The sequence below is a fragment of the Amycolatopsis sp. DG1A-15b genome, from assembly GCF_030285645.1.
GTDB lineage: Bacteria > Actinomycetota > Actinomycetes > Mycobacteriales > Pseudonocardiaceae > Amycolatopsis.
This window is the reverse complement of sequence record NZ_CP127296.1, coordinates 7,492,893-7,517,162: the sequence shown is the minus strand read 5'-3', so window position 1 is coordinate 7,517,162 and position 24,270 is coordinate 7,492,893. Positions and strand designations below refer to the sequence as shown.

General features: G+C 71.2%; 23 protein-coding genes and 1 tRNA gene. 19 read left to right on the top strand and 5 right to left on the bottom strand.

Translation table 11 applies throughout. From position 1 onward, the window contains the following. Positions 1-76 precede the first annotated feature (76 nt). The 7 genes from QRY02_RS34600 (at position 77) to QRY02_RS34570 (ending at position 6,861) form a co-directional block, all read left to right on the top strand. Positions 77-685 (top strand): hypothetical protein, encoded by a 609-nt coding sequence (locus QRY02_RS34600; RefSeq protein ID WP_285986995.1) that lies wholly within the window; start codon positions 77-79, stop codon positions 683-685. 86 nt (positions 686-771) lie between these two features. Continuing rightward, positions 772-1,563: an ESX secretion-associated protein EspG gene (locus tag QRY02_RS34595; RefSeq protein ID WP_285986994.1), complete on the top strand. Its 792-nt coding sequence runs from the start codon at positions 772-774 to the stop codon at positions 1,561-1,563. Next, positions 1,556-1,744, top strand: a complete 189-nt coding sequence (locus QRY02_RS34590) for a hypothetical protein (RefSeq protein WP_285986993.1) — start codon at positions 1,556-1,558, stop codon at positions 1,742-1,744. The genes QRY02_RS34595 and QRY02_RS34590 overlap by 8 nt, the downstream gene beginning before the upstream one ends. After that, positions 1,737-2,528: a hypothetical protein gene (locus QRY02_RS34585; RefSeq protein WP_285986992.1), complete on the top strand. Its 792-nt coding sequence runs from the start codon at positions 1,737-1,739 to the stop codon at positions 2,526-2,528. The genes QRY02_RS34590 and QRY02_RS34585 overlap by 8 nt, the downstream gene beginning before the upstream one ends. Before the next feature lie 260 nt (positions 2,529-2,788). Then, positions 2,789-3,397, top strand: a complete 609-nt coding sequence (locus QRY02_RS34580) for a hypothetical protein (protein ID WP_285986991.1) — start codon at positions 2,789-2,791, stop codon at positions 3,395-3,397. A gap of 147 nt (positions 3,398-3,544) precedes the next feature. After that, positions 3,545-5,659 carry a bifunctional MFS transporter/dTMP kinase gene (locus tag QRY02_RS34575; RefSeq protein ID WP_285986990.1) on the top strand — a complete coding sequence of 705 codons (2,115 nt, stop codon included), beginning with the start codon at positions 3,545-3,547 and terminating at the stop codon, positions 5,657-5,659. Beyond that, positions 5,656-6,861, top strand: coding sequence for a DNA polymerase III subunit delta' (locus QRY02_RS34570; protein WP_285986989.1), 1,206 nt, complete (start codon positions 5,656-5,658; stop codon positions 6,859-6,861). The genes QRY02_RS34575 and QRY02_RS34570 overlap by 4 nt, the downstream gene beginning before the upstream one ends. Before the next feature lie 60 nt (positions 6,862-6,921). Here QRY02_RS34570 and QRY02_RS34565 read toward each other — a convergent pair whose 3' ends face one another. Beyond that, the gene (locus QRY02_RS34565) at positions 6,922-8,589 is read right to left on the bottom strand and encodes a hypothetical protein (RefSeq protein ID WP_285986988.1); all 1,668 of its coding nucleotides are present in this window, start codon (positions 8,587-8,589) and stop codon (positions 6,922-6,924) included. Between the two features lie 134 nt (positions 8,590-8,723). On the opposite strand from QRY02_RS34565, the gene QRY02_RS34560 reads away from it, so the two are divergent. Beyond that, a tRNA-Thr gene (locus QRY02_RS34560) sits at positions 8,724-8,797 on the top strand. Positions 8,798-8,864: 67 nt separating this feature from the next. On the opposite strand, the gene QRY02_RS34555 is transcribed toward QRY02_RS34560, so the two are convergent. Continuing rightward, positions 8,865-9,734, bottom strand: coding sequence for a hypothetical protein (locus QRY02_RS34555; RefSeq protein ID WP_285986987.1), 870 nt, complete (start codon positions 9,732-9,734; stop codon positions 8,865-8,867). 134 nt (positions 9,735-9,868) lie between these two features. Continuing rightward, positions 9,869-10,324, bottom strand: a complete 456-nt coding sequence (locus tag QRY02_RS34550; RefSeq protein ID WP_285986986.1) for a GreA/GreB family elongation factor — start codon at positions 10,322-10,324, stop codon at positions 9,869-9,871. Between the two features lie 124 nt (positions 10,325-10,448). On the opposite strand from QRY02_RS34550, the gene QRY02_RS34545 reads away from it, so the two are divergent. The 5 genes from QRY02_RS34545 to glyA all read left to right on the top strand — a co-directional run bounded on the left by QRY02_RS34545 (position 10,449) and on the right by glyA (position 14,772). Next, the gene (locus tag QRY02_RS34545) at positions 10,449-11,036 is read left to right on the top strand and encodes a TetR/AcrR family transcriptional regulator (protein ID WP_285986985.1); all 588 of its coding nucleotides are present in this window, start codon (positions 10,449-10,451) and stop codon (positions 11,034-11,036) included. Between the two features lie 106 nt (positions 11,037-11,142). Then, entirely contained in the window at positions 11,143-12,348 is a 1,206-nt protein-coding gene (locus tag QRY02_RS34540) for a M14 family metallopeptidase (protein WP_285993996.1), read from the top strand. A gap of 28 nt (positions 12,349-12,376) precedes the next feature. After that, on the top strand, positions 12,377-12,895 hold the full coding sequence (locus QRY02_RS34535; protein ID WP_285986984.1) for a gamma carbonic anhydrase family protein: 519 nt from the start codon (positions 12,377-12,379) through the stop codon (positions 12,893-12,895). A 33-nt stretch (positions 12,896-12,928) separates the two neighbouring features. Next, a complete protein-coding gene (locus QRY02_RS34530) occupies positions 12,929-13,354 on the top strand; it encodes an uL11 family ribosomal protein (protein WP_285986983.1) in 426 nt (141 codons plus the stop codon). A 149-nt stretch (positions 13,355-13,503) separates the two neighbouring features. Further along, positions 13,504-14,772: a serine hydroxymethyltransferase gene (gene glyA, locus QRY02_RS34525; protein ID WP_285986982.1), complete on the top strand. Its 1,269-nt coding sequence runs from the start codon at positions 13,504-13,506 to the stop codon at positions 14,770-14,772. Here glyA and QRY02_RS34520 read toward each other — a convergent pair. Next, positions 14,760-15,521, bottom strand: coding sequence for an inositol monophosphatase family protein (locus QRY02_RS34520; RefSeq protein ID WP_285986981.1), 762 nt, complete (start codon positions 15,519-15,521; stop codon positions 14,760-14,762). The two genes, glyA and QRY02_RS34520, sit on opposite strands and share 13 nt — an antisense overlap. On the opposite strand from QRY02_RS34520, the gene QRY02_RS34515 reads away from it, so the two are divergent. Further along, entirely contained in the window at positions 15,499-16,521 is a 1,023-nt protein-coding gene (locus tag QRY02_RS34515) for an Lrp/AsnC family transcriptional regulator (RefSeq protein WP_285986980.1), read from the top strand. The genes QRY02_RS34520 and QRY02_RS34515 overlap by 23 nt on opposite strands. Before the next feature lie 93 nt (positions 16,522-16,614). Next, on the top strand, positions 16,615-18,267 hold the full coding sequence (locus tag QRY02_RS34510; protein WP_285986979.1) for an MDR family MFS transporter: 1,653 nt from the start codon (positions 16,615-16,617) through the stop codon (positions 18,265-18,267). 54 nt (positions 18,268-18,321) lie between these two features. Here QRY02_RS34510 and QRY02_RS34505 read toward each other — a convergent pair whose 3' ends face one another. Continuing rightward, a complete protein-coding gene (locus QRY02_RS34505) occupies positions 18,322-18,840 on the bottom strand; it encodes an inorganic diphosphatase (RefSeq protein ID WP_285986978.1) in 519 nt (172 codons plus the stop codon). 175 nt (positions 18,841-19,015) lie between these two features. On the opposite strand from QRY02_RS34505, the gene dacB reads away from it, so the two are divergent. The 4 genes from dacB to hpt all read left to right on the top strand — a co-directional run bounded on the left by dacB (position 19,016) and on the right by hpt (position 24,130). Next, the gene (dacB, locus tag QRY02_RS34500; protein WP_285986977.1) at positions 19,016-21,517 is read left to right on the top strand and encodes a D-alanyl-D-alanine carboxypeptidase/D-alanyl-D-alanine endopeptidase; all 2,502 of its coding nucleotides are present in this window, start codon (positions 19,016-19,018) and stop codon (positions 21,515-21,517) included. Between the two features lie 91 nt (positions 21,518-21,608). Continuing rightward, entirely contained in the window at positions 21,609-22,619 is a 1,011-nt protein-coding gene (locus QRY02_RS34495) for an Rv3626c family coenzyme F420 biosynthesis-associated protein (RefSeq protein WP_285993995.1), read from the top strand. After that, on the top strand, positions 22,616-23,575 hold the full coding sequence (gene tilS, locus QRY02_RS34490) for a tRNA lysidine(34) synthetase TilS (RefSeq protein ID WP_285986976.1): 960 nt from the start codon (positions 22,616-22,618) through the stop codon (positions 23,573-23,575). The genes QRY02_RS34495 and tilS overlap by 4 nt, the downstream gene beginning before the upstream one ends. Positions 23,576-23,578: 3 nt before the next feature. Further along, a complete protein-coding gene (hpt, locus tag QRY02_RS34485) occupies positions 23,579-24,130 on the top strand; it encodes a hypoxanthine phosphoribosyltransferase (protein WP_285986975.1) in 552 nt (183 codons plus the stop codon). Positions 24,131-24,270 lie beyond the last annotated feature (140 nt).

Here is a 24,270-nt window from a genome sequence, read left to right as displayed (position 1 = left end):
TTCGACGTCACACCTTCGAGTGATACCTCGAACGGATGTTCGGGAAATTGTCGGTGGTGCCGGGTTCCATGAACGCGTGACCAGAACACCACGCACCGTGCACACGGTGACCACCAAGATCCTGAAGCCGGTCCGGGCGGCGGCCGCCGGCAGTGCCACCGCCCTGAACCTGATGGAGTCGCTGCCCGGCTTCCCGGGCAGCGGCGGCGTCTGTGGCGTGGCCGTCGCGATGGCCGGCGAGCCGTGGACCTCGGCGTTCTTCGACGACCGGAGCACGTTCGGGATCGCCGGCGACGGCGTGCGGCTGTCCGGACCCTCGCCGGGCAGTGTCGCGGAGCTGCTCAGGCTGGCGTTGGCGCGCCTGCCTGCCCTTCCGCCGGTGGCGGGCGAGGGGCTGTACCTCGATGCCGACGAGCGAGGCGTGCTCGAGGCCGAGCAGGAGTGTCTCGTCCTCGACCTGATGGACGATCTGCGGCGGGCCCGGCGTGGCACCGTCCAGCTCGACATCGCCCGCGACGGCGAGCGGTCGCGGTGGGAGATGCTCGCGTTCGTCGACGACGACCGGGGCCGGCACCTGGCCGTGCTGAGCAGACCGCGGGGCGGCCACCGCCGGTTCTGGTGGCTGCCCGGGACCGTGGAGCGACTTGCGGAGTTCGTCGAGGGGCGGGTGCCGGACCATGGCTGAGCCACTCGCCGACCGTTTGCCGAACGATCTCACCCGCTCGAACACATGTGCGAGAAATTGTCGGTGCCAGGGTGTTCAATCGAGGGGTGAGCAACGCAGTCGCCGTCTTCGACGTCATCGACGAGGTCATCGCCCCGCTGTCGGCCGAGGTGCCGGAGCGGCCCTCGGTGATGGAGTTCTACGACCCCGAGTTCGAGATCCCGCCGGTGCTGGCGGACACCGGGCCCCTGCCGGGCCGTCGCTCCTCGCCCGCGTCGAGCCTCGCGGACGAGGTGGAGCAGTACACGCGGTTCGTCGCCGGGATGGCGGCGATCGGTCTCGCGCCGGGTGGCGAGGTCACCGCGGAAGCCGTCGGGCTGTACCGGGCGCTGCGCGGTGGGTTCATCCGCGGCGTGGTCACCGGGGTCTTCCCGGCCCGGGCCAAGCCGTGGGAGGTGCGGTTCTTCGGCGACGAGGACTACACCACGGTCCTGCACAAGCTGGGCAACCGCGCGCGGCTGCGGTCGGGCTTCCTCAGCGAGCTGCCGGGCTGGGTGTTCGACGGGCTGCCCGACCGGCCGCCGGGGCCGGGGGAGCACCTGCGCATCGAGACCGATGAGCGCGGGCTGATCCCACGCCGGTGCGAGCGGGCGGTCGAGCTGATCCGGGCGTGTGCGGCCCGGCCGCGGCTGGGCACGGTGCTGGTCGACCTCGCGGTGCGCAACGCGATCCTGGCCGAGTACCCGCACGGCGCGTTCGGGCTGGTGGACAACGACCTCGGCCGGTACCAGTTCAGCGCCGCGGTGGCCCGCACCGGCCGCTGGACGGTCACCTGGGGTCCGGCGTCGCGGAGCACGGCCGAGCAGTGGATCGTCGAGGCGGTGCAGAGTCATGCCTGAGGACGCGGCGGTGCGGACGACGGCCGGGGAAGGGGTGGACCGGGTGGTCGCGGCGGCCTCGAAGGACCTGACCGTGCGCGAGGCGATCCTCGCGGCCGTCGAGCTCAACAGCGGCGTTCCGGAGCCGCGGCCGGCGGCCGGGTCACCGGCGGTTCCGGGCGAGAGGCGGCGGCATGGCTGACCGCACGGCGGCGCGGGAGCTGCTCGAGCTGGCCGCGGGTCCGGTGCTGGCGGCGATGCCGGACCGCGAGCCGGTCGACCGGCTGTACAACCCGGACGTCAGCGACGACGACATCCTGGTCCACGGCCCGGTCTCGGACGACCCGGCGGACCTGGTGGCCGAGGTCGAGCGGCACGTGGCGTGGGCCGCCTGGATCGACGGCACCCCGTTCGGCGAAAACGGCGAGCTGAACGAGCTCGGCTTCGAGGTGGTGTCGCTGATGCTGCGCGGTTCGGTCCGGGCGGCACTGTGCGGCGTGTTCGACGAAGGGCCGGAGACCGCGGACATCCGCTGCTACGCCGATGGCGAGCGCGCGTTCATGATGGGCTCGCTGCCCGGCCGCACGGCGATCCACCTGGCCGACTTCGAGGAGCTGCCGGAGATGCTGGTGGCGGAGCTGCCGGAGGTCCCGTTCGGCGCTTCGGCGCGGGCGATCTGGGTCTCGGTCGACGACGACGGCCTGGTCCACGACGGCCAGGACGACGACGTGGGAGCGATGCGAGAGCTCCTGGCCCGCCCGCGGTCCGGAACGGCGGTCCTGGACATGCTGGCCTTCGGCGGCCTGTGCGCGGAGTTCCCGGACCACGGCTTCGTCCTGATCGACACGGACCTGGGTCGCTTCGCTCTGGCGGCCTTGGACCGGGGCGACGGCCGCCGGCAGCTGGTCTTGAGTCCCTTCAGCCGCGGCATGCTCCGCGACTGGTGCCGCAAGATGATCGACCTCGGACAGGAGGAGACGCCCTGAGCAGAAGCCCTCGAACTGGCCACCCGTAGGCCGGTCTCCGGCCAGCCACCCCGCGCAGCCGATGTGAGCGGACTCACTACGATCTGTCACCACTGGCGGTCGACCGGGCCACCGGCGGACTGGACACTGCAGGGGGTTCGGGTGCGGGCTTGCGCTCCGTGACGGACCATCCACTGGAGACAGAGCCATTGGGCGGATGCGTTATCCGCCAGCGTCGCTACCCTGGAAAGGCGAGGACATTCAGTAGTGAGGTGGTCACCATGAGCGCGAACGGTGAGGCTCCCTTCTTCAATGCCCCCGAGCTCACTCAGCGCGACGGCACACTGTCCGAAGCGTCCGGCGAGACGTTCGCGGATCCGGTCTCCGGGCTGGTGACCGCGGCGCCCGAGCCACGCAGTGCGATTCCGAATGGCCACGAGCCCGCTGCCATCCCGGTGGCCGGGCCGGTGCAGCCCGACGAAGAAGCCGTGCGCCGGATGGTCGAGGAGACGCTCCGCGAGGACCGGGAAGCCGGCGTGAGGGCGCCGGAAGCCGTTCCTCCGGCGGGCACCCTGGGCGCGGACCAGCCGCTGGGCTTGCTTCCCCGGCAGCGGAACCGGCGGCGCACCTGGCCGACCCGGCCGCCGCAGCTGATGCGGCCCGTCCGGCAGGATCCGCTCGCCGAGGACGACGTCGAGGACGTCGACCTCGTGCCCGTCAAGCGGCGCAGGCTGCCCCGGATGCCGGCGGTGTCGATGCCGGCGTTCAACCGGCCGTCGTCGAGCGCCGCGGGGGTCATGCTGGCCGTCATCCTGCTGATCGTGTTCGGTTTCGTCGCCATCGAGATGGTGTCGAGCCTGGTCAGCAGCGTGACCGGACTGTTCGACTAGCGTCCCTTCACCGGTCACCGCCTGCCCCGCACCACGGGGCCGTCCCGCGCGCCAGGGGCCGATCGGGCTACCCTGGCTTCACGGTCGGGTCCTCACGAGGGCGTCCGGCACCGCGGTGATTAGTGGGGTGGGCGTATCAGCGAGGGCGTGCGATCGGTACCCGGGGCCGGTCCGGGTTCGTCGTCGGGCGCCGAGGCGTCCACGATGAACCGGGTCCGGCGGGTACTGGCGATCAAACCTTTCCGGCGGCTCTGGGGCGTCACGTACCTGTGCAGCGTGGCCGACTGGCTGAACATCCTGGCTCTCACCGGCCTGGCCACGAAGCTGACGGACAACTACTTCGCGCAGAACTTCGCCTTCGTCGGCGTCGTCCTGACCGGCTTGGCGCCGGGGCTGCTGTTCGCGCCCGTGGGCGGGCTGCTCGCGGACCGGTTCGACCGCCGCAAGGTCATGGTCGTCTCCGACCTGCTGCGTTGCGGTTTCCTGCTGTCCATCGCCTTCGTCAGCGCGCCGTGGTGGTTGCTCGTCGGCAACTTCCTCGTCGGCAGCGCGGCGAGCATGTGGATCCCCTCGAAAGAGGCGGCGGTCCCGAACCTGCTCCGCCGGCCCGACCAGGTCGAGACGGCCAACCAGCTCGGCATGGTGATGACCTACGGCCTCGCCGTCGTCACCGCGGCCGGCGCGAACGCGATCCTCACCGGCATCAACACGAACTTCCTCCACGTTCCCGGTGAAGACACCAGCCTCCGCATCGCGAAGCTGGTCGTCGTCATCACTGCCCTGCTCTACCTGGCCAGCGCGATCCTCATCGCCACCCGGATTCCCGAGCTGTCCCTGCGCAACGTCCACGCGCTGCCGGAGCAGAAGGTCAAGCCGGCCGACGAGGAAAAGCTCGGCATCGGCACGATGATCGCCGACGGCTTCCGGTTCATCCGCACCACACCGCTCGTGCGCGGGCTGCTGGTCGGGGCGTTCGGCGCGTTCGCCGCCGGCGGCGCCGTGATCGGCTCGGCCAAGCCGTACTCCTCCAGCCTCGGGGCCGGTGACTCGGCGTTCAGCCTCCTCGTACTGGCCGTCTTCGTCGGCCTCGCCTCCGGGATGGCGTTCGCGCCCAAGCTCTCCCGGCGGCTCCCGCACGACCGGCTGTTCGGCGTCTCCATCATCGCGGCCGGGCTCTCGCTGGCGTTGGTGGCGCTGTCACCACACCTGTCGGTCTCGCTCATCACCGTTGTCCTGGTCGGCTTCTGGGCAGGCACGGCGTTCCTCACCGGTGTCACGATCATCGGCTCGCGGGTCGAGGACGCCATCCGCGGCCGGATCAACGCGATCTACCAGCTGATGATGAAGCTCGTGCTGTTCGGCACCACGGTCACCGTCCCGGTGCTGGTCGGTGTCCTGGGGACGCGCACCTTCACCGTCTGGGGCGGCGAGGTCTCGGTCGACGGCACCCGGCCGATCATGTTCGCCGGTGCCGTGATCGCGCTGGTCGCCGGGCTCTTCGCCTACCGGCAGATGGACGACAAGCGCGCCGAGCCGATCCTCGCCGACCTGCGCAACGCGCTGCGCCGCACGCCGCGGCGCGTCAACGGTTTCCTCATCGCCGTCGAGGGCACCACCGCGATCAACACCGCCATCCAGGCCGTCAACCTCGCCGACTGGATGCGGGGCGGCACCCGGCCGGTCGTCGTCGCCGCGGATCCGGCGCTCGACGACCAGCGGCTCACCGCGCTCGTCTCCGGCGCCTCCCTCACCGGGGCGCGGGCCCAGGCACTGGCCGCCGCCGCGGTGCGGGCCGACATCGTGGAGCGGCACGTCCAACCGGCGCTGGACGCCGGTTCGGTGGTCGTGATGGAGCGGTTCGTCGACTCGCCGCTGGCGCACCTGTCCGCCGTCGCCGGGCTGGACAGCGACGAGCTCGAAGGCCTCGCCGACTGGGCGACCGGCCGCCTGCGGCCGGACCTGACGATCCTGCTGGACGCCGCCCCGAACGGCGCCCCGCGCGACAAGTCGGCCGCGATGAACGACCAGTGGCGCGTCCAGCACCTGCTCACCGAGATGGCCGCGGCGGACCCGGAGCGGTACGTCGTGGTCGACGCCGACGGCACGGACGTCGAGGTCGCCGAGCGCATCCGCACCGCGCTGCGCGCCGTGTTCGTCGGCCGGCTGGCCGCGCTGGCGCCGACGACGGAGAAGCCGGTGACGCTCCCGCTGGAAACGCTGCCCATCGAGACCCCGGAAGAGCCTCGCGTGGAGGCGAAGTGACGACGACCGAACGCATCGGTGTCTGGAACCAGCTGGTCGGCCAGGAACCCGCGATCGAGACGCTGAGCGCGGCCGCGTCGGCGGCCGCCAAGATCGTCGCGGGCGAGCCGGCGCCGCCCGGCGCGATGACGCACGCCTGGCTGCTCACCGGCCCGCCCGGTTCCGGCCGCTCGGTGGCCGCCCGGACGTTCGCCGCGGCCCTGCAGTGCAGCACCGGCACCGGCTGCGACGCCTGCCCCGGCTGCCACACGACGATGGCGGGCACGCACGCCGACGTCCGGCTCGTGGTGCCGGAAGGCCTGTCGATTTCGGTCGCCGAGATGCGCGCGCTGGTGCAGGCCGCCGCGCGGCGCCCGACGACCGGCAACTGGCAGGTCGTCGTCATCGAGGACGCGGACAGGCTCACCGAAGGCGCGTCGAACGCCCTGCTGAAGGCCGTCGAGGAGCCGCCGGACCGCACGGTGTTCCTGCTGTGCGCGCCGTCGGACCACCCCGAGGACGTCTCGGTGACGATCCGCTCGCGCTGCCGCCTGGTGACGCTCCGGACGCCGCCGCCGGAGGCGATCGCCGACGTGCTGATGCGCCGCGACCACGTCGACGCCGAACGCGCGCACTGGGCCGCTTCCGTGTGCGGCGGCCACGTCGGCCGCGCACGCCGGCTCGCCACCGACGAGGCCGCGCGGCAGCGCCGGGCCACCGTGCTGCGGATCCCGCTCGGCCTCCGCCGGGCCAGTGACGTCTTCACGTGCGCCGACCAGCTGATCAGCGCGGCCGAGGCCGACGCGGGCGAGGCGAGCAAGTCCCGCGACGAGGACGAGCGCAACGAGCTGCGGACCGCGATGGGCGGCGACGGCATCGGCAAGGGCGTCGGCGGCGCGAAGCGGGCCGCCGAAGCCGCGGTCAAGCAGCTCGAGAAGAAGCAGAAGTCCCGGGCGACCCGCACCCAGCGTGACACGCTCGACCTGGCGCTGGTCGACCTCGTCGGGTTCTACCGCGACGTCCTGGTGATGGGGACCCGCTCCGGCGCGACGCTCAACCACCCGGACCACGCCGACCAGATCCGCGAAGCGGCCTCGGCGTGGACGCCCGAGTCGACGCTTCGCCGTCTCGAAGCGGTGCTGGAATGCCGCGAGGCGATCGAGCTGAACGTGAAGCCGCGCATCGCCGTCGAGGCGATGGTCACGACGCTTCGCCAAGGCTGAAACGCCGAACGCAAAGGAACCCGCCAGGCGCGCCTGGCGGGTTCCTTCACACCCCTCGGGTCACTCGCGCGGACGCGGTGAGGGCTTGAACGGCTTTTCCGCGACGGCCACGGCCAGGGGACGCCGCCGTCCGCCCGGCATCGCGGCCACCATCACCACGCCGAGCAGCAGCATCGCGGTGCCCGTCCAGAACAGCGGCACGGTGTCGTACGCGCCGCCGGTGTAGGCCAGGTTCTTCACCGGCCCCTTCGGCGCCTCGCCGCCCGCGGGCGGCGGCGTCGACGTGGTCCCGCAGACCACACCGCCGGTCGGGGCGTACGCGCGGGCGACCTGCTCGCCGAGCGAAAGCTGGGCCAGCGACGAAGGCAGGTTCTTCGCCTGGTCGTCCGGCAGCAGGCTCTTGAGCTTGGTCGTCGGCAGCAGCTGCAGGTCGAACATCCGCGCCGACGCGCCCAGCTGGAAGCCCGCGAACGGCGTGGTCATGTTCGCCGACTTCTGGTCGAGCCCGGCGATGCTCAGCCGCAGCACACCGAGGTCGAGCACGGTGCCGGCGGTGGTCCCGACCTGCTGCACCGGACCTTCGAGCGGCGCCAGGAGACCACCGACCACCGGCAGGTCCTTCAGCTTGCCGAACTGGTCGCTCAGCGGCTTCAGCGGCAGCCCGATCGGGACGTCCTTCGTCGGGTGCGCCGCGTCGAGCGTGTACAGCACCTTGCCGCCGGCCTCGATGCTCAGCACCGGGGCGGTGTACTCGACCTTGGACGTCTTCGCGTCGCCGGTGGAGGTCACCTTGAGCGTCGGCTGGCTGACCACCTTGACGCTCAACGCCAGCGGCGTGCCCTTGAGGATCTCGATGTCCGCGGCCTGCAGCGTCGACGTCGACTGCACGGCCTTGTTCGCCGAATCCGGGATGTCGACCAGCTTCACCTGCGACCGCGACGACAGCGTGTTCGGCAGGCTCAGCAGGGAGCCGGTGCCGTCCGCGGCGGTCTGCCCGCCGCCCTGCAGCAGGCCGCCGAGGCTCTGCAGCCCCTTGGTCAGGTCGAACCCGCTCGCCAGCGAGTTCGGGTCGAGCTTGGGCTTCAGCGCGTCCAGGCCCAGGTTCGGCATCGACGGCACGACGTTCAGCAGCGACAGGCTGGCCACCGAGGTGCTGGCGTCGGCGATGGTGTCGACGCACGGGCCGAGCGTCTGGCTCCACCGCGCGTGCGCACTACCGTTGAGCAGCCCCACGTTGAGCAGCGGATTCGACGGCGCGTTGAGCCCCCCGCTGATCGGCTGCGGGTTGTCCGGCAGGGCGGTCTGCACAACGCTGCCCGGCGTCTGCGGCGCGTTCCCGCCGACCGACAGCCCGAACGGCGACGCCTGCGCGATCGCCTTCTCGTAGCTGAGGTAGGCGTCCGAGTTCGCGGAGGCGCTCGAAAGGCCCATCCCGGCCTCGAGCGCCGACTGCTTCGGCAGCGTCTGCCCGAACCCCGGCAGGATCGTGTTCGTCGGCACGGCGTTGGGCAGCAGCCGGATGATCCCGAGCGCGGTCCCGGCATCCCCGACGGCCTGCCCCAGCGGCTGCGGCCCGATCGGCGCGGAGATGGGCGCCTGCCCCGGATTCGCCGGCTGCGGAATCGGCGTGGTCGGATAGGTCGAGTCGGCAGTCGCCGGCGCCGCGCTGAGCAGGAGCAACGCCGCAGCCGCCGGCAGGGCCGCCGAACGTGGCAGTCTTCGCCGCATGTGCCAGAGCCTCCATAGTGGGTCGGCCGGCGACGGAGACCGGCGTCATAGGGCCCTAACGACGGTCCCCCCGAAAAGTGACGACGACAGCTTCCGCTACACTTGTCGACGTCGCCAGCGCAAGCGGGCAACATGCCGCCTTAGCTCAGTCGGCCAGAGCGATTCACTCGTAATGAATAGGTCAGGGGTTCGATTCCCCTAGGCGGCTCCGCAAAACAGGCCCCATCCGAGAGTCCTCGGATGGGGCCTGATCCGTCTGATGGGTGACCCAGCTGTCAGTGGTCCCGTTCGGCAAGCAGCTCCAGCCCGCCGGGGCCGAGCCGCAGCACTGACGGGACCAGCTCCGTGGTCTCGTACGGCGAACCGAGCACCTGCTCCCGAATGGTCTGCGCCAAGCCGGACTCTTCCCCGGCGACGTACATCTCGTCCGGGCAGGGCAGGCCGACGATCAGGTTGCCGGCGCCGAAGTGGTGGGACAGCTGGGGATACAAGTCGGGCAGTGCCAGCGCGGATGCCGCCATCAGGTTCTGCCTGGCGACTGAGACCAGGACGTCCTGTCCTGAACGGCGGACTTCGAACTCCAGCCCTCGTGTCAGGCTCTGGTACCCGACGCCGAACAGGTCCTCGAGCGGGGGCGTGCCCATTTCCTCGTGCTGGTGGCGGGTGATGTGGTGCATCCCGATGTTGCCCTGCGGGGTTCGCGACACCACCGCGAGCGCGACCGACAACCGGCCGGGGACCAGAGGCTGGTGCGGCAGCGTGTCGAGCAGGCCGGCGCGGGGTGAGGATGTGCTCCACAGCACCGGCAGCACCTCCTCGGCCTGCCGGGACTCGTGGGTTTCGGCTATCACGGAGCGAGCTTCGGCGAACGCGCGCTCCCACTCTCCGGGGGCGGGCCGGGCGAAACTGTAGGTGCACTCGGCCTTGCGGAAGTTCTTGGCCATGAACTTCTGATCCGCCGCGGACGGCTGCCATTCGCTGTACACCGCCGCGACCGCGGATGCGCGCACCTTGTGCTGCTGCCGGACGCTGGCCCACGCCTGTTCGACCGCGTCCTCGGCCTGCGTCGGCGCGCTGGCCAGTACCGGCTCGTCGAAGCCCTTGAGGCGGAAGACCACGAGGTTCTGGGACACGTCGTTGTTCACCGGGACTCCCCCAAAAGCCGCATGTCGCCTGTCTATCACAACCGCCGCCCCGCAGGACGACGATCGAAACCACCCGTACGGGGACAGCGAAGGGCCCCCGGCCGCGAGCCGGGGGCCCTTCGGACGGACTGGGGTTACTTCGGCGGGGTCAGCTTCACCACCGTGGCCTTGGCGTCGCCACGGGGCGTTCGATAGGTGATCTCGTCGCCCGCCTTCCTGCCGACCAGGGCCAGGCCGAGGGGGCTGTCCGAGGTGATCGCGTCCGCGTCCTCGCCCGGGACCGTCACCACCTGGAACGTCTCCTCGTCTCCGTCGGAGAAGCGCAGGGTGACCACCGTGCCGTCCGGGAGCTGGCTGTTGCCGTAGCCGCCGTGCTCCATCTTGGCCGCCAGGTCGGCGATCTGGCGGTCCAGCCGGGCCGCGGACTCCGCCCGGTCGATCACGTCCGCCTGGTCCGCCGCGTCCCCGGTGCGTTCCTGCTCGCCGGGTTGCGGCGCGAGGGCTGCCCGCTGCGCGCGCAAGTTCTCGATTTCCTTCTCCAGCTGGCTGCGCGCAGCCGGGCTGAGCCCCTTGTCCCCTGAGATCACCATGCCGGGCATTGTCCGCCGAGCGGAGCGGGGTGGCCAATCCGGTTTTTCACCCGAAAGCCGCTCACAGGACCTCTGCCCTAGGATTTCGGGTCCGGCGTCCAGGAAGAAGGTAACGAGAATCACCGTGAGCGCAGTCCCCGGCCGCAGCGAGCAGCTCTCGCCGAACCAGCTGGCCAAGCAGGAGCAGATCGTCGAGGCCGCCCGCGTCGTCCTCGCCCGCGACGGGCTCGCCGGGTGCACCGTCCGGGCCATCGCCGACGCCGGCCCGCTCACCAAGAGCGCGATCCACTACTACTTCGCAGACATCGACGTCCTCATCGACCGGGCGATGGCCGCCCACATCACCGCCTTCGCCGCGGGCCTGCGCGAGGTCGCCGCGAAGCACGACGAGCCCCGCGAGCGGCTCTTCGCCGTCCTCGAGGAGTACCTGCGCGTCTTCGCGGCGAACCCGAACGCCGCCTTCCTCTGGTTCGAGTACTGGATCGCCGCCGGCCGGGCGCAGCACCCGCAGGCCATCGACGTCATGCTGACATCGCTCACCGAGCTGCTGGCCGAGCTCCTCGCCCCGTTCGACGTCGACGACCCGCGGGCCAGGGCCCGCGCCCTGCTGTCGTACCTGCTGGGCACGGTCGTCCAGCAGCGCGTGCGCCCGCGGCCGTTCGCCACGCTGCGTGCCGACATCGAGGCGCTCTGCTTTGCGAACTACGGGTAGAAACCGCCAATAGATCCGTACTGCTCCGGATTGCGTGCTACGTCCGGCTCCCGCCAAGGTCGAGGAACCCTCGAGAGCAGGAGACGTGATGCGCACACGAACGTGCATGGCAGCGGCCGCGGCCGTCCTCTTGGTGCTCACCACCGGCGGCCAGGCCGGTGCCGCCCAGCCCGGCGGACCGCAGGTGTACGAGGTGACCGGCGCCGCCACGGCCCAGCAGCGCACCGAGGTCGCCCGGACCGGCGCCGACATCCTCGACGCCGACGGCACGACGACCACGGTCATCGCCAACCCCGTCGAAGCGGCCCAGCTGCGTGCGCAGGGCTTCGGCGTCAAGGCCCTCGGCAAGGTCAACCGGCCGCAGGGCACCGCCACCGCCGAGGACTTCCCGGCCGGCTACACCGGCTACCACACGTACGCGGAGACGCAGACCGAGCTGCAGAAGGCCGTCGCGAACTACCCGGCGCTCACCAAGCTGGGCAGCGCCGGCACCTCCTACGAAGGCCGCGCCCTCTCACTGATCAAGATCAGCGACAACGCCGTCACCGACGAGAACGAGCCCGAGGTGCTCTTCACCTGCAACCAGCACGCGCGCGAGCACCTCACCACGGAGATGTGCCTGCACATCGTCCAGCGGCTGACCAGCGGGTACGCGACGAACAGTGCGATCAAGCGGCTCGTCGACAGCACCGAAATCTGGGTGATCCCCAGCGTCAACCCCGACGGCTCCGAGTACGACATCTCCGGCGGCACGTTCCACAGCTGGCGCAAGAACCGCCAGGGCCCCGGCACCGACACCAACCGCAACTGGGGCTACAAGTGGGGCTGCTGCGGCGGCTCGTCGGGCTCGACGTCCAGCGAGACCTACCGCGGCACGGCGGCGTTCTCCGCGCCCGAGACCCGCGCCGTCTCGAACTGGGTGAACTCGCGCGCGGTCGGCGGCGTCCAGCAGATCAAGACGCACATCGACTTCCACACCTACTCCGAGCTGGTGCTCTGGCCGTTCGGCTACACCTACGCCGACACCGCGCCGGGCCTGACCGCGGCGGAGGCGCAGAAGTTCCAGACGCTCGGGAAGCAGATGGCCGCGACCAACGGCTACACGCCGGAGCAGTCCAGCGACCTCTACATCACCGACGGCAGCGTCAACGACTGGATGTGGGCGACGCACAAGATCTGGAGCTTCACCTTCGAGATGTACCCGAAGGGCAGCAGCCCGGGCTTCTACCCGCGCGACACCCAGATCGTCCCGCAGACCACGCGCAACGACCAGGCCGTCGACATCCTGATCAACGCGGCGATCACCGGCTGACGCGCCGGGCGCGGTCTAGGGTCTGGGCATGCCTCTGTTCTCGTTCGAAGGGCTCAGCCCGCAGGTCCACCCGGACGCCTGGATCGCGCCCACCGCCACCCTCATCGGCGACGTCGTCGTCGAGAAGGACGCCTCGGTCTGGTTCGGCGCGGTGATCCGGGCCGACTTCGGCCGGATCGTCATCCGCGAGGGCGCCAACATCCAGGACAACTCGGTGATCCACGTCAACGACGGCGTCTGCGAAGTGGGCAAGAACGTCACCGTGGGCCACCAGTGCCTCGTGCACGACTGCACGATCGAGGAGCAGGCGCTGATCGGCAACGGCTCGACCGTGCTCGACAAGGCGAAGATCGGCGCGCGGGCGCTGGTCGCGGCCGGGGCGACGGTCACGCCGGCGACGGAGGTGCCGCCGGAGGTGATCGCGATGGGCAGCCCGGCGAAGAAGTTCGTCCCCCTGACCGACTCGGCGCGGATGTGGGTCGAGCACAACGCGGCGATCTACCAGGAGCTGGCGCGCCGGCACCGCGCGGGAACAAAACCGGTTTGACCCTCCAGTAACTGGAGACTCTAGCTTCGGGGCATGGCTCCGAAGAAGAAACTCACCCACCAGGTCACCCTGGAACTCACCGCGGGCAATGCCCCGGTCGTCGACCTCGGCAAGATGCTGGGGCAGACCGGGGTCAACCTCGTCGAGATCAAGAAGACCTACGACGCGGCGACGGCGGCCCAGCGCGGCGACATCGTGCCGGTGGTCGTCTCGGTGTTCGAAGACCGTTCGTTCGAGCTCCGGCTCAAGACGCCCCCGACGTCGTTCCTCATCAAGAAAGCGTTGGGGGACAAGGGCTCTCCACGGCCGGGGCACGAGGTCGCGGGCAAGCTGACGGAGGCTCAGCTGCGGGAGATCGCCGAGCGCAAGCTGCCCGACCTGAACACCTCGGACGTCGAGGCGGCGATGCGCACGATCGCGGGTACGGCCCGTTCGATGGGTGTCGTGGTCGTGCCCTGACCGTCGGGCGGACCGGCTTGCGAGCGGAGTGGACTACGCTCTTCCCCGCAGCAGCGACTGGCGCCATCGAGGTGGAGCACCACCGGGAAGCGACGACGAGGCCGGCACCGCGCGCCTGGGTGAAGGCCACTCCAGAGCCGGAGTACGCCATGACACACCAGCCGAAACTGACCGCACTCGCCGCCGCCGATCCCGCCATCGCCGGGCTCGTCGAGGACGAAGCCAAGCGGCAGCACGACAAGATCCGCCTGATCGCGTCGGAGAACTACGTTTCGCAGGCCGTGCTCGAAGCCACCGGCACCGTGCTCACGAACAAGTACTCCGAGGGCTACGCGGGCAAGCGGTACTACGAGGGCCAGCAGTTCATCGACCAGGTCGAGCAGCTCGCCATCGAGCGGGCGAAGGCCGTGTTCGGCGCCGACCACGCGAACGTCCAGCCGTACTCCGGGTCTCCGGCCAACCTGGCCGTGTACCTGGCCTTCGCGCAGCCGGGCGACACCGTGCTCGGCATGGCGCTGCCCGACGGCGGCCACCTCACGCACGGCTGGAGCGTGTCCGCCACCGGCAAGTGGTTCACGCCGGTGCGCTACGGCGTCGCGAAGGAGACCGGCCGCGTCGACCTCGACCAGGTGCGCGACCTCGCCCGGCAGCACCGGCCGAAGCTGATCTTCGCCGGCGGGACGGCGATCCCGCGCACCATCGACTTCCCGGCGTTCGCCGAGATCGCCGCCGAGGTGGACGCGGTCCTCGTCGCCGACATCGCGCACATCGCCGGCCTGATCGCGGGCGGCGCGCACCCGTCGCCGGTCGGGCACGCGCAGGTGATCACGACGACCACGCACAAGACCCTGCGCGGCCCGCGCGGCGCGATGATCCTCTCCGACGCCGACCACGCCAAGGCCGTCGACAAGGCGGTGTTCCCGGGGCTGCAGGGCGGCCCGCACAACCACACGACCGCGGCGATCGCGGTCGCGCTCGGCGAGGCGCAGCAGCCGTCGTTCAGCGACTACGCCCACACGATCGTCGCGAACGCCCGCGCGCTGGCCGACGCGCTGCTGGCCTGCGGTTACGACCTCGTGTCCGGTGGCACCGACAACCACCTGCTGCTGATCGACCTGACGAACAAGGGTGTCGCGGGCAAGCCGGCCGCGCAGGCCCTCGACCGCGCGGGCATCGAGCTGAACTACAACACGGTGCCGTTCGACCCGCGCAAGCCCTTCGACCCGTCCGGCATCCGGCTCGGCACGTCCGCGATCACGACGCGCGGTCTGCGGCCGGAGCACCAGGTCCAGGTGGCGGAGTGGATCGACCGCACGGTGACGGCGGCCGCGGCTTCCGAGGAGGCCGCGCTGGACGCGATCGCCGCGGAGATCCGCGAGTTCCTGGCGCCGTTCCCGATCCCGGGCTACTCCGCCTGACGCAGGATTTCGACGGCCGTCGCGTGCAGTCCCGGCGCGGCGGCGAGGAAGCTGCCCGCCGACGGCGTCCACGGGGCGCCGTCGGCGGTGGTGACCACCGCGCCGGCCTCGCGCGCGATCAGGGCGGCGCCGGCCAGGTTGGTCGCGTCACGGCCGTACTGCCAGAACAGGTCCAGCCGCCCGGCGGCGACGTCGGCGACCTGCCACGACGTCGGCCCGAGGTTCCTCACGGCAGCGACTTCTTTCAGCACGGCGGTCAGTGAGGTGCCTGCCGCTTCCGCGACCCCGGGCTGCTTCGCGACGAACGGCGGTTGGCTGGTCGCCGCGATGACCGCGTCCAGGCTCTTCTTCCGTGAGGGCTCGACGGGTCTGCCGTTCCGGTGCGCGCCCTCGCCTCTCCGGGCCGCGTAGGTCTCCTTCAGCCACGGCGAGTGCAGCACGGCGAGCTCCGGTTCGCCGTCGCGCACCAGCGTCACGGTGAGGCAGTACTGCGGCAGGCCCTGGAGGAGCTGGACGGCGCCGTCGAGGGCGTCCACCACCCAGACCTCGCCGCCGGGCAGGTCGTCGAACTCGTCCGCCCACGCCGCTGCGGGCCGGACCCCGGTGAGCGCGGCGCGGAGGCTCGCGGCCAGCGGGTCGTCGATCGCCCCGAACACCGAGGCGAGTTCTTCGAAGGTGGCGGGCGGCCGCTCCGGGGCGCGGACGCCCGCGGCCAGGGTTTCCACGATGTCGATCACGGATTTCAGCATGAGGCCAGGATTAAGCTCCGCTGGCGCCGCAAAGTACTCCCGGGCGTCGAATCGAGCGAAACCGGACTTCGAAGTGCAGCTTTTGACTGAAATCGAACAGCGAGTCGTCTCCGCGCTGCAGGTGGACGGCCGCGCCGGGCCCGGTCGGATCGCCGAGGTCCTCGATCTCTCGCCGCGCACGGTCACCCGCGTGATCGCGCGGCTCAAGGCCGACGGCCGGTTGAGCGTGGTCTGCGTTCCGAATCCCGCACACGGCCTGCGTGGCGCGCTGCTTCTACGGGTGAAGGTGCTTCGCGGCCGGACATCGGTGATCGCCGACGCGCTTGCGAAGCGCGACGACGTCCTCTTCGTCGACATCCTCGCCGGCGGCGAAGAGATCAGCGCCGTCGCGCTCGGCGGTCTCGACGGGCGGCTGGTGCACGACGCCTTGCCGTCGACGTCCGCGGTCACCGAGCTGCGCGCGCACTCGATCCTGCACGTGTTCTCCGACGCGACCCGGTGGCGAACCGGCCTGCTCACCGCCGACGAGGTCGCCGCGCTGACTCCGCCGCCACCCGGCGAGGACGTGCCGCTCGACGAACTCGACCGGCGGCTGCTGAACCGCCTCGCCGCCGACGCCCGGCTGGGCCCCGGCGACCTGGTCGCGGAAGCGCCGGAATCCACCGTCCGCCGTCGCCTCGACCGGCTGACCGCGGCCGGGCGCCTCCGCACCTACGCGAACATCGACGTCCGTGCGCTGGGCCTCGAGGTCGACGCGAACGTCTGGATGACCGTCCCGCCCGGCAGGCTCGACGACGTCGGGCGAGCGCTGGCGAGCCACCCGATGGTCCACGGCACCCTCGCCACGACCGGTGTCACGAACCTGATGGCCGCTGTCTGGTGCCGGGATCTGAGTGATCTCTACGCCTTCGTCACCAGCCTTGACGTCCCGTCCGCCGAGGTCACCGTGGTTGCCGGAGCGGTCAAGCGTGGTGGGAGACCGGGGTCACAAAAAATTTGATTGCACGATACAAGCGTCCGAGGAATACTTGGCTCAAGCAAGTAGTTGAGAGGTACAAGCAACTACGCCGGAGACTTTCCGAGGGAGACCACCATGAGCGACACCACCACGGCGGAAGGAGCAGCCGCCACGAACGGCAAACTGACCCATCGCCAGATCCTGACCGTGCTGTCCGGGCTGATGCTCGGCATGTTCCTCGCCGCACTCGACCAGACCATCGTGTCGAGCTCGATGCGCACCATCGCCGACGAGCTCCACGGCTTGTCCCTGCAGGCCTGGGCCACCACCGCCTACCTCATCACCGCCACGCTCTCGACGCCGCTCTACGGCAAGCTGTCCGACCTCTACGGCCGCAAGCCCATGTACCTGACGGCGATCTCGCTGTTCCTCGTCGGCTCGCTGGCCAGCGGCATGGCGACGTCGATGTACGAACTCGCCGCGTTCCGCGCCTTCCAGGGCTTGGGTGCCGGTGGCCTGATGTCCCTCGCCCTGGCGATCATCACCGACATCACCGCGCCGCGTGAGCGCAGCAAGTACCAGGGCTACTTCATGGCGGTGTTCGGCATCTCGAGCGTCGCCGGCCCGGTCGTCGGCGGGTTCTTCGCCGGTATCGACACCTTCGCCGGCATCACCGGCTGGCGCTGGGTCTTCCTGGTCAACGTCCCGATCGCGCTCGCCGCGCTGGTCGTCGTCACCAAGGTGCTGAACCTCCCGCACACCCGTGTGGACCAGAAGGTCGACTACTGGGGTGCCGTGGCGCTGGCCACCGGCCTGGTGCCGCTGCTGATCGTCGCCGAGCAGGGCCGCGAGTGGGGCTGGGGCTCCGCCGCTTCGATCGCGATGTACGTAGTCGGCGGGCTGGGTGTGGCCGCGTTCGTCTGGATCGAACGCCGGATGGGCGACGCGGCCCTGCTGCCGCTGCGCCTGTTCAACCGGCCGGTGTTCCGGATGTCGACGATCGTCACCGTCGTGCAGGGTGCCGGGATGTTCGGCGCGATGATGTCGCTGCCGCTGTACCTGCAGATCGTCAAGGGCGCGACGCCGACCCAGGCCGGCCTGCAGATGCTCCCGCTGACCCTCGGCATCATGCTCGCCAGCCTCGGCAGCGGCGTGGTGATCTCCCGGACCGGCCGGTACAAGATGTTCGCGGTGGCCGGGATCGGCCTGATGGCGGCGGCGCTGTTCGCGCTGTCGACGATCACCGTCGACACCTCGCTGGCCCTGGTCATGGTGATCGCCTTCGTGATCGGCCTCGGCCTCGGCGCCTCGATGCAGACGCTGGTGCTGGCCGCGACCAACGACGTCCGCCCGCAGGACATCGGCGTCGCCACCTCGGCGGCGACGTTCTTCCGGCAGATCGGCGGCACGGCGGGCACCGCGGTGTTCCTGTCGATCCTGTTCGGCACGGTCGGCGACCGGATCGCGAACGCCATCCGCTCGGCGATGACCACGCCGGCCTACACGGCGGCGCTGGCGCAGCACCCGGAGTTCGCGAAGCAGATGCAGAGCGGCCTCGACGTCAACGACACGTCGTTCCTGTCGACGCTCGACCCGACGCTGGCCCGGCCGATCCTGCAGGGCTTCGCCGAGTCGATGAGCACGGTGTTCCTGGTCGGCGGGATCGTGCTGACCGTCGGCTTCGCGCTGGTGTGGTTCCTCAAGGAGAAGCCGCTGTCGGACAAGTCGGCCATGGAGCAGCGCGCGGAGGCCGAGGCGGACGCTCCGGCACTCGCCCTGGCGCACTGACCGCGTGAAAAAGGCCCCCCGGGAAGCTTCCCGGGGGGCCTTTTCGCGTGCGGGCTAGTGGGCCGCGCCGCCGTTGGCCTTCTCCTTGGCCAGGCGGTCGGTCTCGCGCTCGTACGACCGGCCGATCTCGGCCTCGGCCTCGGTGCGGCCGACCCAGGACGAGCCTTCGACGCTCTTGCCGGGCTCCAGGTCCTTGTAGACCTCGAAGAAGTGCTGGATCTCCAGGCGGTGGAACTCGTTCATGTGGTGGATGTCGCGCAGGTGCTCGAGGCGCGGGTCGTTCGACGGAACGGCGATGACCTTGTCGTCCGGGCCCTTCTCGTCGGTCATCCGGAACATGCCGATCGCGCGGCAGCGGATCAGGCACCCGGGGAAGGTGGGCTCCTGGACGAGCACCATCACATCCAGAGGGTCGCCGTCCTGCCCGAGGGTGTCGTCGATGAACCCGTAGTCGGCCGGGTACTGCGTGGCCGTGAACAGGGTCCGGTCCAGCTTGATGCGGCCGGTCTTGTGGTCGACCTCGTACTTGTTGCGCTCCCCTTTGGGGATTTCGATCGTGACGTCGAACTCCACGCCGTCCTCGCTGCTTCTTTATCGGGTTCGGGCATGCCCGCGTCGCGGGCGGCAACCTTCAGGACTGTCTTGACGTCTCCTAGTGTGGACTACGCCCTGGCCGCGGGTCGCATCGATGTCGGCCACGCGGCATGTGAGCTTGGCCCCTCCCGGGGCAGGTGAGAAGGAGTGGTGGGTGCCGGAAAACGACCAGCCGATGTGGCCTTCGTCGGACGAAGACCGCTCGTCGTCCGGCGCGCGGGAGACCACTCCGATGTCCCTGCCGGCCCCGCCGGGCGGCTCCGCCGTGCCCAAGGTCACAGGCAGCGAGGCGCCGAAGGGATCGTGGTTCGCACCGAACGTGCCGCCCGAGCCGGTCCCCGGCCTCAACGCCCCGGTGGAGGAGGAGCCGCCGCCCCCGCCGTCCCCGGCCAAGCAGGACCTCGCCGACCGCCTGGGCAGCCGTGCGCCGAAGCAGCAGCCCGCGGCCCAGCAGGCTCCGGCGGCCCAGCCGTCGCCCGCGAAGCAGCCCCCGGCGGAGTCCGTCGAGCAGAGCACTCAGTACATCCAGGTCGAGCAGCCCGAGCCGGAGCCTGCCGCGCCGTCGTCGGCCGGGGAGCGCACCCAGTACGTCGAGCAGCCCGAGCCCGAGCCTGCCGCGCCGTCGTCGGCCGGGGAGCGCACCCAGTACGTCGACCAGCCCGAGCCGGAGCCTGCCGCGCCGTCGCCGGGCGGGGAGCGCACCCAGTACATCGAGGTGAAGCCGTCCGGGCCGGTGCCGGTGGTGCCGATCGAGCGCCACGTCCCGCCCGGGCAGGAGCCGAAGCCCGAGGAGTCGCAGCAGCAGTGGCGTGAAGAGCTGCAGCACTGGCGCGAGGAGCAGCAGCGCCGAGAAGAGCAGCTGAACCGCGAGACCGGACAGCGCCGCGAAGAGCCGGCGGCCCAGCAGCAGCCCGCCGCACCCTGGAGCCAGCGCCTCGAACTGCGGGAAGATCGCGTCGCCGACCGGCCGGCCGAGCCGGGTGACCGCCGTCCCGCGCTGCCGCCGGAGCCGCCGCGCGGGGTGGTGCCGTCGGCGTCCGCCGGCTCGCTCGCCCGGCCGCAGCGGATCGAACCCGACGGGCAGCGGTTCGACGCCGAGGCGACCGTCGGGATCGAGCGGCCCACCCAGTTCCCCGGTGTCTTCCAGCAGCAGCCCCAGCTCCGCGGCGACCAGCCCCGCACCGAGCAGCGGGCCGAGCCGCCCGCCGAGCCGCCGTCGCCACCCGCGGCCGAAGCGCCGGCCGCGGCGGAGCCGCCGAAGAAGAAGCGGCGCAAGGGCAAGCTGATCGCGCTCGTCGTGGTCGTCCTCCTGGTGCTCGCCGGTGGCGGGGTCGCCGCGGCGACGCCGAAGGTGGCGAACCGGCTGGGCCTGCCGTGGGCACCGAACGCGCCCAAGGGCGAACCGCCGTCACCGTCCGCAGCCACGCGTCAGCTGCAGGGGCCGGCCACGTCCGGGACGGCCCCGACCGCGAACGGCGTCAAGTCCGCGCTGGCCTCGGCGGCCGGCAACAGCGCGCTCGGGCAGCTCACCGGCAGCGTGACCGACCCGGTGACCGGGACCGTGCTGTGGGACCACGGATCGTCGACGCCGGTGACACCCGCCTCGACGACGAAGGTGCTCACGTCCGCGGCCGCGCTGCTCTCACTGGACCAGAACCTGCGGCTGTCGACCAAGATCGTGCAGGGTGCGGACCCGGCCACGGTGATCCTGGTCGGCGGCGGCGACACGACGCTCACCAACCTGCCGCTGGGCACGGACTCCCCGCTGTACCCGGGGGGCGCGCACGTCGACGACCTCGTCGCCCAGGTCAAGAAGGCGGCACCGGGCGTCAAGAAGGTGCAGGTCGACCTGACGCTGTTCAAGGGACCGACGACCGCGCCGGGCTGGGCGGCGGGCGACGCGCCGTCGACCTACGCGACGCAGATGTCCCCGGTGATGGCCGACGGCGGCCGCATCAACGCCAAGGACAACAACTCGCAGCGCACGGCGAACGCGGGCACCGCGCTGGCGTCGTCGATCGCCTCGAAGCTGGGTGCTTCGGCGGGCGGCCAGGCGACCGCGCCCAAGGACGCGAAGGTGGTCGGCGAGGTCAAGTCGGCCCCGCTGACCGAGCTGGTGTCCGACCTGATGGTGCTGTCCGACGACGTCCTCGCCGAGGCGATCGCCCGGCAGGTCGCGCTCGCGAACGGCGAAGAGGCCAGCTACGCCGGCGGCGCCAAGGCGACCATCAAGGTCCTGAAGGACCACGGCTTCGACGTCTCGGGTGTCGCGCTGTCCGACGGCAGCGGCATCTCGTCGCTGAACCGCATCCCGGCGCGGCTGCTGACCCAGCTGCTGGCGGCCGCGGCGACGCAGGAGGGCAAGAACCCGGGCACGGCGAAGCTGCGCCCGGTGCTGGCCGGCCTCCCGGTCGCCGGTGGCTCGGGCACCCTCGCCGACGGGCGGTTCGACACGGCGGCGTCGCAGGCCGGCCGCGGCTGGGTGCGGGCCAAGACCGGCACGCTCACCGGGGTCAACACCCTCGCCGGGCTGGTCCTCGACCAGGACGGCCGGGTGCTGGTGTTCGCGTTCATGTCCACCGGCTCCGACACCGACACCGGCCGGGACGCCCTCGACGCTCTCGCGACCAGCCTGCGCAAGTGCGGCTGCGCCTAGCGGACGCCGAACCGTACGAAGATCGTGGCCGGAAACCGGCACCGGGGCAGGTAGCGTCGGAAGGGTGAGTCAGGAAACGCAGACCCGGCCCATGGTCGACTGGGCGATCGCCGCGCAGACCGGCGCGCTGCTGGTGCGCGGGGGCCCGCAGGTGCCGCGGGAACGGGCCGAAGAGGCCGTCACCGACCTGCGCGAGCTGACCGTCGAGGCCGAGGGGCACGTGCGGCAGCTGACGAACCTGGGACTCGACCTGCCGCTGCTGCCCGGCGAGGTCGTCGACCGTCCCGGCTGGGTGCGGTCGGCCGCGGCCGGGCTGGACGCGCTGACCGGGCGGGCGCTGCCGCAGCAGGGCGGGCCGCTCGGGCCGATCCTGGCCGGCGGTGCCGGTGTCCAGACCGGACTGGTGCTCGCCTTCCTCGCGAGCCGGGTCCTCGGCCAGTACGACCCCTTCGGCGGCCCCGAGCGCGCCGGCACGCTGCTGCTGGTGGCGCCGAACGTCGTCGCCGCCGAGCAGGCGATGGACGTGCCCGGCCACGACTTCCGGCTCTGGGTCTGCCTGCACGAGTGCACCCACCGGCTCCAGTTCACCGCGGTCAAGTGGCTGCGCGACTACTTCGCCGACGAGGTCGAGCGGCTCGTCTCCGGGCTCGCGGGCGGCGGCACCGACAGCCTGTCCGACCTGTTCGGCCGCCTGCCGGAGGCGATCAAGCAGGGCCCGAAGCTGAACCTGGCCGAGCTGCTCCAGTCACCGAAGGAACGCGCGGTGTTCGACCGGCTGCTGGCGCTCTCGACGCTCCTGGAGGGGCACGCCGACTACGTCATGGACGCCGTCGGGCCGCAGGTCGTGCCGAGCGTCGACCGGATCCGCGCGCGGTTCACCGCCCGGCGGAAGGGCGGCGGCGTCTTCGACCGGCTGTTACGCGCGCTGCTCGGCGTCGACGCGAAGATCCGTCAGTACGAAGAAGGCGCGAAGTTCACGAAGCACGTCGTGGACGCCGTCGGCATGGACGGCTTCAACGCCGTCTGGCGGTCGCCGAACACGCTGCCTTCGCGCGCCGAGATCGCCGACCCGGCGGCGTGGGTCCGGCGCCTGCACGGATGACCGGCCCGGCGGTCGCGGCCGTCCGCCGGGCTGTGCGTGCCTTCCTGGAGGTCACCGAGGCGCCGCCCGAAATCTGCGTCGCGGTTTCCGGCGGCGCCGACTCGCTCGCGCTGGCCGAGGCGGCCGCGTACGTCGGGCACCACCGCGGGCACGTCGTCCGCGCGCTGGTCGTCGACCACGGCCTGCAGGAAGGCTCGGCGAAGGTCGCGGCCGACGCGGCCGCCGCGGCGAAGGCACTGGGCGCAGACGAAGCCGAAGTGCGCCGGGTCGACGTCACCGGCCCAGGCGGCCCGGAAGCCGCGGCGCGCAAGGCCCGCTACCGGGCGCTCGCCGGGCACGGCCTCGTGCTGCTCGGCCACACCCTCGACGACCAGGCCGAAACGGTCCTGCTCGGGCTCGGCCGCGGTTCCGGTCCGCGCAGCGTCGCCGGGATGCGGCCGCACGATCCGCCGTGGGGGCGTCCGCTGCTCGCCGTCGGCCGGGCCACCACCCGGGCGGCGTGCGCCGAGCTCGGTGTCGAGCCGTGGGACGACCCGCACAACGCCGAGCCGCGCTTCACCCGCGTCCGGCTGCGCACCGAAGTCCTGCCGCTCCTGGAGGACGTTCTCAACGGCGGGGTGGCCGCCGCACTCGCCCGCACGGCCGCGCAGCTGCGGGAGGACAACGAGGCGTTGGACACAGTGGCGGAGGCGATCTTCACCCGCGCGGGCGGCCCCGATGGGCTGGATGTGGGCGTCCTCACGGCGGAGCCCGCGGCGGTCCGGCGGCGGGTTCTCCGCAGGTGGCTGCTGGCTTCGGACGTGCGCGAACTCACGGACGCCCACCTCCGCGCGGTCGACGCGCTCGTCGCCCGGTGGCGCGGTCAGGGCGGCGTCTGGTTGCCGGGCAACTTGGAAGCGCGCCGGGCGCATGGCAGGCTCTGCGTCGTCTCCCAACCCACCACCCGAGGGGAATGACCCGTGTACGAGGGCGAAATCGCCTCCGTGCTCGTCACCGAGCAGCAGATCAAGGACAAGATCGCGGAGCTGTCGGAGCAGATCGCTGCCGACTATCCGGCCAACGGGCAGGGCGAACTCCTGCTGGTGGGCGTCCTGAAGGGTGCGGTCATGTTCATGACCGACTTCGCCCGTGCGCTGCCGCTGCCGACGCAGCTGGAATTCATGGCCGTCTCCTCCTACGGGTCGGCGACGTCGTCGTCCGGCGTCGTGCGCATCCTCAAGGACCTCGACCGCGACATCGCGGGCCGGGACGTCCTGATCGTCGAGGACATCGTCGACTCCGGCCTGACGCTGTCGTGGCTGCTGAAGAACCTCGCCAGCCGCAACCCCGCGTCGCTCGAGGTCGTCTCGCTGCTGCGCAAGCCGGAAGCGGTGAAGGTCGACGTGCCGGTGAAGTACATCGGCTTCGACATCCCCAACGAGTTCGTCGTCGGCTACGGCCTCGACTACGCCGAGCGGTACCGGGACCTGCCCTACATCGGCACCCTGGACCCGAAGGTCTACTCCGCGTAGTGCACCGGCGGAGTTCACCGACCGTTCACCGCAACTACCGGATTTGCGGAACCCGGGCTTCGCGGATTGCGTCATAGGCTCTGATCACGTGCGTTAACCTATGCGAAGACCAATCGTGCCCGCGGTGACCGGGTCGGGGG

Excerpts from the sequence above, each read along its gene's own strand:
- QRY02_RS34590 (WP_285986993.1), top strand. The coding sequence starts at position 1,556 with ATGCCTGAGGACGCGGCGGTGCGGACGACGGCCGGGGAAGGGGTGGAC.
- QRY02_RS34585 (WP_285986992.1), top strand. The coding sequence starts at position 1,737 with ATGGCTGACCGCACGGCGGCGCGGGAGCTGCTCGAGCTGGCCGCGGGT.
- QRY02_RS34580 (WP_285986991.1), top strand. The coding sequence starts at position 2,789 with ATGAGCGCGAACGGTGAGGCTCCCTTCTTCAATGCCCCCGAGCTCACT.
- QRY02_RS34565 (WP_285986988.1), bottom strand. The coding sequence starts at position 8,589 with ATGCGGCGAAGACTGCCACGTTCGGCGGCCCTGCCGGCGGCTGCGGCG.
- QRY02_RS34550 (WP_285986986.1), bottom strand. The coding sequence starts at position 10,324 with ATGGTGATCTCAGGGGACAAGGGGCTCAGCCCGGCTGCGCGCAGCCAG.
- QRY02_RS34540 (WP_285993996.1), top strand. The coding sequence starts at position 11,143 with ATGGCAGCGGCCGCGGCCGTCCTCTTGGTGCTCACCACCGGCGGCCAG.
- QRY02_RS34535 (WP_285986984.1), top strand. The coding sequence starts at position 12,377 with ATGCCTCTGTTCTCGTTCGAAGGGCTCAGCCCGCAGGTCCACCCGGAC.
- QRY02_RS34530 (WP_285986983.1), top strand. The coding sequence starts at position 12,929 with ATGGCTCCGAAGAAGAAACTCACCCACCAGGTCACCCTGGAACTCACC.
- glyA (WP_285986982.1), top strand. The coding sequence starts at position 13,504 with ATGACACACCAGCCGAAACTGACCGCACTCGCCGCCGCCGATCCCGCC.
- QRY02_RS34515 (WP_285986980.1), top strand. The coding sequence starts at position 15,499 with ATGTCGATCACGGATTTCAGCATGAGGCCAGGATTAAGCTCCGCTGGC.
- QRY02_RS34520 (WP_285986981.1), bottom strand. The coding sequence starts at position 15,521 with ATGCTGAAATCCGTGATCGACATCGTGGAAACCCTGGCCGCGGGCGTC.
- QRY02_RS34510 (WP_285986979.1), top strand. The coding sequence starts at position 16,615 with ATGAGCGACACCACCACGGCGGAAGGAGCAGCCGCCACGAACGGCAAA.
- QRY02_RS34495 (WP_285993995.1), top strand. The coding sequence starts at position 21,609 with ATGGTCGACTGGGCGATCGCCGCGCAGACCGGCGCGCTGCTGGTGCGC.
- tilS (WP_285986976.1), top strand. The coding sequence starts at position 22,616 with ATGACCGGCCCGGCGGTCGCGGCCGTCCGCCGGGCTGTGCGTGCCTTC.